The 12150-nt window shown below is 55.8% G+C and carries 11 protein-coding genes; 7 read left to right on the top strand and 4 right to left on the bottom strand.

What is annotated here, in order from left to right:
• The 3 genes from ACWVCN_RS01195 to ACWVCN_RS01185 all read right to left on the bottom strand — a co-directional run.
• The coding region (locus ACWVCN_RS01195) for a GNAT family N-acetyltransferase (RefSeq protein WP_455243678.1) at positions 1-420 on the bottom strand (420 nt) is incomplete at its 3' end.
• Between the two features lie 44 nt (positions 421-464).
• Positions 465-1850, bottom strand: a complete 1386-nt coding sequence (locus tag ACWVCN_RS01190; protein ID WP_455243677.1) for a GAF domain-containing protein — start codon at positions 1848-1850, stop codon at positions 465-467.
• A gap of 3 nt (positions 1851-1853) precedes the next feature.
• On the bottom strand, positions 1854-2309 hold the full coding sequence (locus tag ACWVCN_RS01185) for a hypothetical protein (protein WP_455243676.1): 456 nt from the start codon (positions 2307-2309) through the stop codon (positions 1854-1856).
• Between the two features lie 132 nt (positions 2310-2441).
• Between ACWVCN_RS01185 and ACWVCN_RS01180 the strand changes: the two genes are divergently transcribed.
• Positions 2442-3287 (top strand): hypothetical protein, encoded by an 846-nt coding sequence (locus tag ACWVCN_RS01180; protein WP_455243675.1) that lies wholly within the window; start codon positions 2442-2444, stop codon positions 3285-3287.
• Positions 3288-3378: 91 nt separating this feature from the next.
• Here the strand turns inward: ACWVCN_RS01180 and ACWVCN_RS01175 are convergent, their stop codons facing one another.
• The gene (locus ACWVCN_RS01175; RefSeq protein WP_455243674.1) at positions 3379-4278 is read right to left on the bottom strand and encodes an ATP adenylyltransferase family protein; all 900 of its coding nucleotides are present in this window, start codon (positions 4276-4278) and stop codon (positions 3379-3381) included.
• Between the two features lie 174 nt (positions 4279-4452).
• Here ACWVCN_RS01175 and ACWVCN_RS01170 point away from each other — a divergent pair, with 174 nt between their 5' ends.
• From ACWVCN_RS01170 to ACWVCN_RS01145, 6 genes are all read left to right on the top strand, one after another.
• Positions 4453-5952: a circularly permuted type 2 ATP-grasp protein gene (locus ACWVCN_RS01170; protein WP_455243673.1), complete on the top strand. Its 1500-nt coding sequence runs from the start codon at positions 4453-4455 to the stop codon at positions 5950-5952.
• Positions 5953-5958: 6 nt separating this feature from the next.
• A complete protein-coding gene (locus ACWVCN_RS01165; RefSeq protein ID WP_455243672.1) occupies positions 5959-7902 on the top strand; it encodes an alpha-E domain-containing protein in 1944 nt (647 codons plus the stop codon).
• Between the two features lie 328 nt (positions 7903-8230).
• Positions 8231-9604 carry a patatin-like phospholipase family protein gene (locus ACWVCN_RS01160; RefSeq protein ID WP_455243671.1) on the top strand — a complete coding sequence of 458 codons (1374 nt, stop codon included), beginning with the start codon at positions 8231-8233 and terminating at the stop codon, positions 9602-9604.
• Positions 9601-9768, top strand: a complete 168-nt coding sequence (locus ACWVCN_RS01155; protein WP_455243670.1) for a hypothetical protein — start codon at positions 9601-9603, stop codon at positions 9766-9768. Before ACWVCN_RS01160 ends, ACWVCN_RS01155 begins: the two co-directional genes overlap by 4 nt.
• Positions 9769-9966: 198 nt before the next feature.
• The gene (locus ACWVCN_RS01150) at positions 9967-10620 is read left to right on the top strand and encodes a YqgE/AlgH family protein (protein WP_455243669.1); all 654 of its coding nucleotides are present in this window, start codon (positions 9967-9969) and stop codon (positions 10618-10620) included.
• A gap of 808 nt (positions 10621-11428) precedes the next feature.
• Positions 11429-11878 (top strand): hypothetical protein, encoded by a 450-nt coding sequence (locus ACWVCN_RS01145; RefSeq protein ID WP_455243668.1) that lies wholly within the window; start codon positions 11429-11431, stop codon positions 11876-11878.
• The last annotated feature ends 272 nt before the right edge of the window (positions 11879-12150 follow it).

Below are 12150 nucleotides of genomic sequence, written 5' to 3'. Positions count from 1 at the left end.
GTGGTTGTAGTGGTTCGGCAACACTGTTTCTGCCTTGTAGCCGAGTTTGGAGAAAAATTGAATGTTTCGTGCGGTCCGTAGCATCGTGCAAGCATAGAATTTATGGGCACCGGTCATGACCCGCTCGATTTCCTGCATCAACGCTTTGCCGATTCCCTGCTTTTGGTGGTCGGGAGTTACCGATAGTAACCGGATGACGCAGACGCCGGCCACGTTCCAAAAGCGGACCGAGCCGGCGACTGCCCCGTTTGCCTCCGCCACCAGAATACGTTTCTCTTTAGCATCCTCCCTGAGACTGTCGAGTGTTTCCGTGGTCCATGCGCTCACTTCGTACACGCCGGCATATTCGCCGAAGGCTTTTTGTTGGATCTCCAGCAGCGCTGAGAAATCGGCTTCAGTCGCCGGCCTCACATGAATCATCTTCGGCACTCCGGGTCGGATATCTTCACTTCGTTCTGTGAGCCTTACGCATCTTTCTCGGATAATTCGATTGCAACGTCTGATTCCAGCGCGAACCGGCCTCGTCCACGTTGGACGAGCCTGATGTCCGGACACTTCTGTTCCATCCGTTTCCGCAACAGGATGAGTCGGCTTTCAAGGTTGTCCTTGATTTCCGGAAGTCCCAGCGTGGAGTCCATGCGAAGTTCGCGATTGGTGAATTCGGATCGGCCATCATCATGCTGTGTCCGGAGCAGACGCCACAAAATGCGCCCAGGTACGTTCCGAATCAGGTACTCGCCATCGACGAAGACGCAGTCGTCGCGATGGAAGAAACAGAAGCTCCTCACTCGGCGCGGCACCCGCACCGTCTTGACCATCCTGCTCTGCTTGGGTGTCGTCAAAGGGAATTCATCCATGTCGCGGCTAAGTTGATTGATTCCCGCTCCCAGTTGTGTGGCGACGATCGTCAAAATGGTATCTTCGCGTGGCATGAAGGCGAGCGGGTCTGTGCTTTCGACGGCGAGCACGCCGATCATGCGCCCCCGGGCTGTCAACGGAACTGCGACTTGAGATGCGGCTCCCGGGAGACCGGGAAGGGGAATTTCACGGCAGACCGCCTCTGTTCCTCCAACGGCCTCTGCCCGTTCCCTGGCTGCTCGGGCATATCGTAGGCTGTGATCGATGGCCGAGAGGTGAAGTGCACGTTTTGCCCGAGCGACCATGCCGATCAATCCTTCGCCGATTCCGACCTCTGAGCCGACACCGTTCTCTGCATAGCCGCGGCTTGCAATGGTGAATAATTTTTGGTTGCGCTCATCTGCCAAGAGAATCATAGAGTGATGAAAGCCGAATCCTTCTTGCAATTCCCTGAGCGCTGTCTCGATCAAGTTTTCTAACAGTTCGGCCTGGTTGAGCCGCTCGGCGACGAGCCGCAACGATACGAGGTCTTTTTCTACGAAGAGCCGCGACGATTGTTCCGAAGGCGGCAGGGTAGGGAGTTTCGTGAATCCGTCGACGTGTTCGATGTGGAGCACCTCGTACACGTCGGACGCCAACAGGCGAAAGACCCCCGTCATTCCGGAATAGGACGCGATTGCCTGCAACTGAAGGGACATCGAGTCAAAGAGCGGACCCTCGGATTCCGAGTGGTCGAACCGAAGTTGGAGGCGATAGGCCTGCAATGTCCTCGGATCGAGCATCATCGCGGAGGCTAATGGGTTTTCCCGCACGTTCTTGTGGGTTTTGTTGAAGAACTGATGTGAGATTGCGATATGGCCGGCATCGACGTAATAGATCTGGCTGATGAAGGTGATGTTCGGCGTGCCGTCCTGGGAGCAGGTGCTCAAGGCAGCAGGAATCATTCCCTGAAGACAGGGCCACAGATCTTCAAGGGTGGGAGGCAATGCCATGGCTCAGATCTTCTCGCCCGTTCCGGGCCCCGGTGTTTGGAGAAAGACATCTGTCACGTCGACCTCGACGGCCAGCGCCGGTTCGGTGATCCAGGCTTCACAGACCTCGGCCGCAACGCCAATGGCAATTGCCTCTCCGGTAAATTCGCGATGCCAATCAACAATCTGACGACGGTCCTGCTCATCAGCCGGCCTGATTGTGCGGACACGGCCTTTCAGTTGACAGGCCATGTGATCGGTCGGTCTGGTGCAACTGATGGCGATCAACCCGTTCTCTTTCAAATTTTCGAGTGTCTTGCGGGAAACGGTTTCCGTCAGAAATACGGTCACAGAGTTATGATTATTTTCCACCCGGATGCCCCAAGCCCGCGTGCATTCCGGGAGCAGAGTGGCGTTGCGCGTGCCAACGACGACCGACACGCCGGTCTGAAGAAGCTCCACCATGGCTGTAGGAATCATGGATCGCAGTCGTCTTCGTGTAGTTAGGAAAATTTTAGGGAAACAATAGCATATTCTTAGGAGCCGTCGCTCACGCTATTGTGCTAGGGTTAGGCCGGATTTTGCGAGAAGCGACATACCAAGGAGGTTCCCATGCCCATGCCACGCATAATTATCGGATTCGCAATAGTTGTTTGTACGCTGCTCGGATCGAATTTGAATTGGGTGGCCTTTGCCGGTCCTCACACCGACGGCGATCCGGTGGTGTTCGTCGCGAACGACTACGGATTCACCGGACCTGATCGCATTCCCTCCGGTGTGACGACCGTGCAGGTCCTCAACAAAGGAAAGGATGTGCACCACATCCAACTGCTCCAGCTACTTCAGGGTAAAACAGCGAAAGATTTCCGTGATGCGATGGCGGCCGGTTCAGCAGGCCTTCCGTCCTGGGTCAAATTCGTGGGAGGGCCGAACGCCGTACTTCCGGGGAGCCACTCGGCGGCGACCATGAAGCTCACGGCGGGGGAATACCTGTTGATCTGTCTTGTTCCAGATAGCAAGGGGGTTCCGCACATGGCTCTGGGGATGTCCAAACCGCTTTCAGTCGGAGGTCTGAAGCCGACGCTCGTTTCCGAGCCGAAGGCGGACGTGACGATCACGCTGGCCGACTTTATGTTTTCCCCGTCCCAACCTATCACGGCCGGCTCCCACACGATTCAGGTGGTGAATCACGGTAACCAGCGGCACGAGCTCGTACTGGTCAAGCTCAATCCCGGTGCCACCGCGCGGCAATTCGGCGCCGCGTTTGAGCCGGGTGCCTCGGCGCCTCCCCCCGGTATGCCCCTCGGAGGTGTTGTCGGGCTAGAGATTGGAGACCATGCCTTCTTTCAGGCAAAATTTGTCCCAGGCAACTATGGGTTGATCTGCTTCTTTCCCGATACCGTTACCGGCAAGCCGCACTTCATGCATGGGATGACTGCGGATTTTGTCGTCAAATAGGTGGGTGTTCTGTAACCCATCCGGGTTTTTCTTTCCAAAGGAAGCGTGAGGAGGCACGACCCTCACGCTCCTTCTAATGTCGTCATGAGCGTCATGCATTCCTTGGCAACGTTACATCTTGGAGTGCGGCAATCGGTCCCTGTCTTCGCAATGTATCAAGTTGCACTTTATCTTTCACAAGTAAAGCCCCTGCAAATCCAAGTGCATTGATTGAGATCCCATCGAAGAATTCCCGGGATCTTGGCACCAGCAAAACCCATTCTCTGGTTACCAGCAGATTATAAGGCGGAAGGGTTGAGCAACTGTTTTCTGCGGTCTCTACCGGCAGCCCTACGGCTTGGAGCAGCGATCGATAGCAGTCGACTAGGCACGAAGATCCGTCAGTGGTTTGTTCGAGCCACGTCGAGTCCATCCGGGCATAGGCATGAAGGAAAGGCAAGCCGGGAATCGTGCCGGTGTTGCCGTTCATCTGCGCCGATTGTAGCAGCGGTTCGATAGGGACCTGTGAGTGAGGGAACGCCGACAACGGAACCAGTTGGAGGTGTTTGTGGCGCTGGCTTGCCCCGGCTGCTTGCCCTGCATTGTAGAAGGCCAATCCGTCGATCCCGGCGAGGCTGATCAGCAGCGCGGTGAAATCTTCGCTTGTCAGCGGTGCCCGCTGATCTTCGAAAGCGCGTGTGACGATCAGGAGATGGTGATCGACCACGTTGAACTTGTTCAGCAACGCGACATGGGTCGGGGAGATGTCAGCGACGAACAGGTCCGGTTCGTACGGAAGAAAGGGGTCGCTGTTCGACTGTGCAGCGGTTGTGAGGGCCTTCATTGCGAGGGCCGTGATGAGGCGGATTTGAAAAGCCACGCCGCGCTGTTCGATAACTTCCGGTTCCGTGGGAATCGAGAGGATAGCTTGTCGCTCGCGGGCAAGGGCTGATCGTTCGAGCAGGGTGGACCAGAGCATGCCGGGCTTCAGGAGTTGACGAGAACGATTCATAGGAAAAACAAGGTTACGGGAAATCGTGTCAGAGGAAAAGAGGGATAAAGAGGTGTCGACGTATCTTAGCGATTCGTTCGAAGCCATACTTGCAATACCCGTGAAAAGAGAAGAGTATGGGACTGTAGAAAATACAAAGAATTCAACCTTATAGCTTAGCCAGGCAGGCTCACCATGAGCCCAAATTCGAACCGCGAGCCGCAACACACCAAAATCAACGACCTGTTCAAGCGATACGAGGTCGGCAGGTATTTCGATGAGATGTTCGAGGCGCCTGATCGGCCTCGTCCCCACTATCGGCAATTGTACGAACAACTCCGGCCACTGTCGGTTCGTGAATTAGCCCAATATCAAGAGCAGGCTGCGAAAGCGTTTCTGGATCAGGGGATCACATTCACGGTGTACGGGGATGCTGAGCAGACCGAGCGAATTTTCCCCTTCGATCTCTTGCCCCGCATCATTCCCAACAGTGAATGGCATCACGTCGAGCAGGGTGTTAGACAGCGCATTCAAGCGCTCAACGCGTTCTTACTGGATGTCTACGGCGATCAACGTATTTTGCGGGAGGGAATCATCCCGCGCGAATTAGTCGAGGGCGCCTCAGGCTTTCAACGGGAGTTCGTAGGATTCAGGCCTCCCCGCGATCTCTATATCCACATTGCCGGGATCGACCTCGTGCGCGACACGGACGGCACGTACCTTGTGCTGGAAGACAATCTCCGCACACCGTCCGGCGTGTCGTATGTCTTGGAAAGCCGTGTGATCATGAAGCGGGTGTTCCCCAGCCTCTTTGCGCAAATGCGAATCAGGCCGGTCGATCACTACCCCAATCAGCTACTGGAAAATTTGCGGTATCTTGCGCCGGCGATTCGAGAGAACCCCACCGTTGTGCTTCTGACGCCGGGAGTGAACAATTCGGCATATTTCGAGCATTCGTTCCTGGCGCTTCAAATGGGTATTGAACTGGTGGAAGGCCAGGATCTGATTGTCGAATCAGATCGGGTCTATATGAAGACGACCAAAGGGTTGCAGCAGGTGGATGTCATCTACCGGCGGGTGGATGACGCCTTTCTGGATCCGGAAGTCTTTCGCCGCGATTCATTGTTGGGAGTGCCGGGTCTCATCCGGGCCTACCATGCGGGGAACGTCGCCTTGGCGAATGCTATCGGCAACGGCGTCGCGGACGACAAAGCGATCTATGCGTACGTTCCTCAAATGATCGCCTTCTATCTGAACGAATCCCCTCTGCTTCCGAACGTACAAACCTATCTGTGCGGTGTGGAGGAGGACCGGAAATACGTGCTCGACCATCTTCCTTCGCTCGTCGTGAAAGCCGTGAATGAATCAGGCGGCTACGGGATGTTGATGGGGCCTGCATCGAGCAAAGCAGAGCAGGAAGATTTCCGGGCACGCATCCTCAACAACCCGAGGAATTACATTGCCCAGCCCATCGTGTCGTTGTCGAGACTGCCTTGTCTCGTCGACGATCCAGCGGGTGGGTTACAGTTAGCCGGACGCCATATCGATCTGCGGCCATTTGTGCTCTCGGGCAAGGATATTACGCTGTCGCTGGGTGGATTGACGCGGGTGGCGCTGCGTGATGGCTCACTGGTCGTGAATTCGTCGCAAGGCGGCGGAAGTAAGGGAACATGGGTGCTGTACGGAGAAGACTGAGGACGTATGCTGAGCCGGACCGCTGAATCGTGCTTTTGGATTGCCCGCTACACCGAACGGGCCGAGTATACGGCACGACTCATTAACGTGCACTACCTGCTTCTCCTGGAGAGTCCCAACAAACGGGATCAGAACGTGATCTGGCGTTGGTATCTGGAGAGCACCGGTCAGATCGGTTTGTATGAGGAGCGCGGAAAGCCGCTCGAAACCCCGATGGTGATGCAGTTTCTCACGCTGGATAGCGCCAATCCCAACGCGCTGGTCAATTTAATCAGTGCGGCAAGAGAAAATGCGCGAGGAATTCAGGATCAGCTTTCAAGCGAAGTGTGGCACCATATCAATCGTGTGCACCTCGCATGGAGAGATTACACACCCGCCAGCATTGAAGCGACGCCGCATCGTCTTCTGATGGAGGTCCAGGACACCTGCTACACCCTTCACGGGATCATGGCCAGTACCATGCTACACGATGAAGGTTGGACGTTCTATCGGCTCGGTAAGGATATCGAACGGGCTAACCACACGGCCAGGTTGCTCGTTCATCCCATCCTCCTTCACATGTCGCGGGAATCCACGGAACTTTCCGATTTGCATCAATGTGTGGCCATTCTAAAATCAGCGAGCGCATACGAGGCATATAGGAAAGTATCGCGTTCGGTGGTGCTACCGGAGAAAATCGTCGAATTCTTGTTGTTGAATCAATATTTCCCGCGGTCCGTCCGATTCTGCGCCAGGGCACTGCGTCAGCATATCGAGCGGATGATGGACCAGTCAGTGGGCCTGTCCGGTCGTGAACCCGCCCGCCTCGTGGGGCAACTGGCGGCGGATTTGGATTTTGTGACATTGGAAGAAATCCACGAGATCGGGCTGGAATCGTTCTTGACCGAGCTCCTGCGGCAACTCGACCGGATTACCTTGGCGATTTCGCGTACCTACTTCAGGTTGGGAGATCCACAAGAGGTCAGAATTGCGAGCCCGCGCCGGCACCTAAGATTGGATCACCATGAGGCGGCGGTTCACGACGTGAAGGCCTTGCTGTCCGCACGACTGCAATTCACCTATGCCTATGAGGCGCCTGTCACGAATGTCCGCACCATCATGCGTGTGGCTCCGCATCAACACTACGGTCGCCAGCGACGCCTTGATGTCCGGTGGCACATGGATCCACCAGCTGATTACCGGCATTACACCGATGCATTCGGAAATTTGGTTTGGCAGATGGAGCATGCGCGTGTGGAAAAAGAAATCTCCTGTACCGTCGACATGCGTGTTGAAACACAAACCGGTTATCTCAACGACGGGACATTGGCGTTGCAAGGCACCGATCCTCAGGATACGGATTGCACGGTTGCATCGGCAGAGTTCACCAGGCTCACACACCTGGTCGACCGGTCCGACACGCTTGTGCGTCTCGCTGAGCGTCTTAAGGGAGGCGGGGGGGCGTCCGGCAAACTTGCAGAAGCCATCCTCCATCACGTGCATGCGGCATTACGATACGAACCGGGTCGAACCCACGTCAGAACGACCGCATCCGAGGCCATGGCCTTAGGGTCCGGGGTCTGCCAGGATTATACGCACGTGATGCTGGCGCTCTGTCGTTTGGCCGGCGTGCCCGCTCGATATGTCTCCGGTCTACTTCCCGGTGAAGGGCAGATGCACGCCTGGGTCGAAGTTCTGCTTCCGGGAACCGGGCAGAAACTTCCCATGTGGGTCGGGTACGATCCAACCCATCAGCGACGATGCGATGAGCGGTATATCACGGTCGCCGTCGGCCGCGACTACCAGGATATTGCCCCGACGAGCGGATATTATGAAGGTGAAGCCAAAAACCGGCTCGACATGGCCGTATCCGTCGTTCTGGAGTCTCACGGTCCGACAGAACGTTGGTACAGCAGCCAAACTCCGGCCAAATCCTCCGCACCGTATCCTGACGATCACCAACAGCAGTGATCGGAACGTAATCCTGAGGGAACGCTTTAACTTGTTCCGTCTCGGACATTGTTCGAACGATCCTTCGAACAATCCTTCGAACAACGCGCATGACCGCTTTCACTAATTGCATCGACCGGACCACCCGATCAGGTGCATAGAACAGATAGCGTCGTCGTTTTTCCATTCCTGTTGCGGGACATAGTGAAATCACCATTACGGTCCGATTTTGTCTGACGCTTCCTTGGAGTCATCCTGTGATCCTTATTGCGTAGCACCATCAAGGCTCCTAGAATCAGTTCATCCGCGCGACGGCTCTTTCATATGCGTCTCGATATGAGGTCTTCCTATGCCGGAAACTCCGACGAACCAATCAGATCATTCGAAGTCAGGATTCTCGAAGGCTTGCCGAAGGCCACGCATCACGTTGGGGGCCCTGCTTGTTTTCTTGGCGATCGGCGGCTGTGCGATTCTGCCGGGGCACTGGCGGCCGGGATGGAACGAGCGGTGGCTCGACAGCAAGACGGTACCGGAGACGGCTGGCTCATGGAATTTGACCGAGTACGAAAAAGAAGATGGCCGGTTCGTCGCCCTGGCAATTTCAGGCGGCGGGAGCCGAGCGGCCAACTTTGGCGCCGCTGTCATGCTGGAGCTCCAGCAACGCGACCTGCTCGAGAAAGTCGACGTGATTTCCGGTGTGTCCGGGGGAACACTTCCCGCCGTGTACTATGGATTGGGAGACAAAGCCGGGCCTTTTACGGAGCCGACGGTTCGCGAGGCCTTGGGCTATGATTTCCAGGCGAGTTGGATCCGCCGCTGGTTCCTCCCGCAGAATATCTTTCGCTACTGGTTCTCCGATTTCACCCGCTCGGATATCATGGTTCAGGTGTTCAACAACCAGCTGTACCATGAAGCCACCTTCGCCGATCTGCTGCCGCATCCCAAGATTTTATTGAATGCCACGGTCCACAACGACAACACACGATTCACCTTTACGGACGAGCGGTTTACCAATCTGAACTCAGTGCTGGCGAAATATCGCGTCGCGAATGCGGTAAATGCATCATCCGCTTTTCCCGGGGCGTTTCAGGACGTGACGCTGCAGTGGTACAAAGAGCCAACGGAATATCTGCATCTCTACGACGGCGGCCCCATTGATAACCTCGGTGTCCAAGCCGTCGTCGAATACCTGAACCGGAACATCCCTGGATCCTCGCTCGACGAGCTGTTTCCCAAGGGTTGCGTGATCATCGTCATTGATTCGACACCTGCGAGCGAACACCCGGAGCTCGCCTTCGGTCAGTCCAGCCGATCCTTCATCGACTATTTCGTGGACACCAACGCGCTGGACGCGATGGATGCGATGTTGATGGAGTCACGCCGCTCGCTTCTGTCGAACATGGGAATTCCGGTGTGGAGGCAGGATCAGGAGATGAGAGGCCGGCTACTCGTGAACGATCCGCATCAATGCGGCTGCGAGGTGCGCCACATTGCGCTCCGGCAGCTGTTCTACCTTGACGATACGAACGAAACGGGTTTGGCGGAGCGTGTGACGCAGATCCAAACGAAGTTCTGGGTGTTGGAGGAGGAGCAGAACGATCTGTATCAGGCGGCCAAACTGCTAATGAGGTTCATGGACGAGCAGAAGCTGCTTGCTGGGGAGTCGTTCAAGAATGTATGTACGGTTGAGGCGGGGAAGGAGCAGGGAGCGACGCCCGCATGATCCTGTGCTCTCGGTCACGGAAAGGGAGGGCGGCCCGTTGGTCTCCGGTGCTCGCGGAACGTGGCACGCTGCAGATGGTTTATCCCGTCGCCAAGAACAATTCGATTGCCTCCGGGTCGAACAAGTTCTGTTTGGCGGTGCTCGTTGGATGCGCGCACGTGTGAGACCAATCGGGTCACCCCCAAAGAAGTAACGCGCAAGCTCGGAGGGATCATCGCGGGCGCCTTCTCCTAGCGTTGGAAACAAGCAAGCGCGGAAGACGATAAGTAATCAGCTGGATTCCCGGTTGAATGCCACCCGCACCACGATGTGATGTATAAAGTGCCGCTCTAACCGTTTCACCATGATCAGGAAGTTTCTTTATGCCGCCTTTTTCTGAATACTCGCTTAGCAGGAGTCACGTCTGTGTACAAAGGGTGATTGCAAGCGTTCTGCTCTTGATTGCCCTGCTTGCTCCACCGGTCCTAGCGGGAACGGAATTCGTTCAGTCGTCGGTCGGCAAGGGCGTGTTTTTGGTGGCGAGTCCGACGATGACTGATCCCAACTTCAGCCAGACGGTTATTCTTATGGTGGAACATGGGCCAGGAGGATCGCTCGGGGTCGTTCTCAATCGATCCACAAGGGTTCTCTTGTCGGATGCATTGCCGGAGCTAGCGGTACTCAAGGGGACGGCACATCGGTTGTTTGCGGGAGGGCCGGTCGAGCCGACACGTCTTGTCATGCTGTTCCGACTCAAGGAGCCTCCAGATGACGCACAATCGGTCTTCGACGGGGTCTATGTTGGGGGCACACCAAAGACCCTGGAACGCATCATGAAGGAGGCCAAGCCGAACGAAACGTTCCGGGCGTTTGCAGGGTATGCGGGGTGGGGGCCCGGGCAACTCAACTTCGAGATGCTTCAGGGGGCATGGGCGACGTTGCCGGCTGACTCGAAAGGTATCTTTGATCAGGAACCGGCCACGCTCTGGGAGGATTGTGTGAGCCGATTGCAGGCGCCGAGGGTGATTGCGAATTAGAGCGAAGACGCGGATCCTGTCACGGGGAACAGCCCCATCGTGCTCGCACCCCCGCCCAGTGTGGGGTCCCCCGCTGCGCGCGATGGGGCGCCCAGTTCGCCGTGCCACCTGCAAGAGAAGTCTCTCGCACATTCGTGGAGAGGAAGAAATGAGGAGCTTGGGAGGGGAGGGATAGTGGTCTGGTCAGTTCCTGTGCTCGCCGAACGCGACACGCAGGACCAATTCAGATTGACAAATTGTGGGCGGTGTTCGTCCAGGCGCGTACGATGGGACCAATCCAGGCCACCCGTTAGAGGAGTGGGCGAGCATGCTGGGATGGAGCAATCATACGCGGTGCTTGTCGGACATGCGCAGTTGAAGATCAAACAGCTTCCACCCCTCAAATGAAACGATTAAGTGTGGAAAGGAGAATGAGGACGATCGATGGCCCGCCAACCTCACTAGGCGAGCAAGGGAAACAGGCGTGCACGTCGGAGTTGATTCGGCCCGAGCTTGATGTTGGTTGTATTGTGGTGGCAGTCGCGTCTACCGCGCTGTCATTTCGCACGATGCCGGGCGCAGCAAATCAGCAAATCGCGGGCCAGCCTAGCCTGCCCTCCACCAAACGGCACTTTGTGTGGGCTGCGGGCGGATAAACTCATACCTATAGTATCCATTTCTGAATACCAGTAGCGCTCGACTTACCGTGATCAATATCCATTCTGCGAAGTCACGACGCACTCGTCGATTTCCCGATGAGTTTGACGTATCCTAGGAGCCGTTGCAAAAAGAAACTGTTCTGAACAATCTCACATGATCGAGGTGACCCATGAGAATCCATCTGTTATCCCCGAGGAAGGCTCTCAGCATTATGGCGCTGCTCTGTACGGCTGTAATACCATGCCCGAAAGAGGTTCAATCCCAGGTCCAAATCCAAGGCCCTCCCGGGCAACGGATTGAGATCGTTATTCAGGATCGCACCTTCTTTTTATCCAAAGGTGGTCCCGTCCAACTAGGAAATTCCATCGAGATCGTCTTGGAAAATCATGACAATGTCCGCCATGGTTTTGCTTCCGAGAGTCTCTTGGGCCTCATGGTCTCCGGAGAAGACGACCAGATCGTCACATACGGGAAAGGGGTAGAAGGATTTTACGTCAATGCTGGCAAGACCTTGATCATTCGGATTGACGCGGCTCGGCCCGGCAGCATTCCGTTCCATTGCGATCTTCATGAGGGAATGAAGGGAGAACTGTATGTTCTTCAGGTCCCTTCGGTCTAAGCCGAAAAAGACATTTTTGCCAAAATCAGAACATGGGCTTTGGGCCACCGCAGTTGGAGATGGCGCTAGATTGACACTGATCGTCTTGGGTTCCTAAGACGATCAAATTTCGTAGCATCGCTCTCAAACTTAGCTCCCACGCTGCTAGCAGGACAGGACAAACTAGCTCCATCTGCACCCACCTCGGAAGCATCCTTCTTTGTGGTTTCTTGTAGGGTTAGGTTGTCTGTGGTTTGATCATGGGTAATTCCTAAAGTGCGGGTCGTCTGATT

The organism is Petrachloros mirabilis (assembly GCF_975968855.1).
Note: the sequence above shows the minus strand (reverse complement) of the source record. Positions and strands in the feature narration are given on the sequence as shown.

Bases quoted from the DNA above. Each gene is read 5' to 3' on its own strand.
- ACWVCN_RS01190 (WP_455243677.1), bottom strand. From the start codon at position 1,850: ATGGCATTGCCTCCCACCCTTGAAGATCTGTGGCCCTGTCTTCAGGGA.
- ACWVCN_RS01185 (WP_455243676.1), bottom strand. From the start codon at position 2,309: ATGATTCCTACAGCCATGGTGGAGCTTCTTCAGACCGGCGTGTCGGTC.
- ACWVCN_RS01180 (WP_455243675.1), top strand. From the start codon at position 2,442: ATGCCCATGCCACGCATAATTATCGGATTCGCAATAGTTGTTTGTACG.
- ACWVCN_RS01175 (WP_455243674.1), bottom strand. From the start codon at position 4,278: ATGAATCGTTCTCGTCAACTCCTGAAGCCCGGCATGCTCTGGTCCACC.
- ACWVCN_RS01170 (WP_455243673.1), top strand. From the start codon at position 4,453: ATGAGCCCAAATTCGAACCGCGAGCCGCAACACACCAAAATCAACGAC.
- ACWVCN_RS01165 (WP_455243672.1), top strand. From the start codon at position 5,959: ATGCTGAGCCGGACCGCTGAATCGTGCTTTTGGATTGCCCGCTACACC.
- ACWVCN_RS01160 (WP_455243671.1), top strand. From the start codon at position 8,231: ATGCCGGAAACTCCGACGAACCAATCAGATCATTCGAAGTCAGGATTC.
- ACWVCN_RS01155 (WP_455243670.1), top strand. From the start codon at position 9,601: ATGATCCTGTGCTCTCGGTCACGGAAAGGGAGGGCGGCCCGTTGGTCT.
- ACWVCN_RS01150 (WP_455243669.1), top strand. From the start codon at position 9,967: ATGCCGCCTTTTTCTGAATACTCGCTTAGCAGGAGTCACGTCTGTGTA.
- ACWVCN_RS01145 (WP_455243668.1), top strand. From the start codon at position 11,429: ATGAGAATCCATCTGTTATCCCCGAGGAAGGCTCTCAGCATTATGGCG.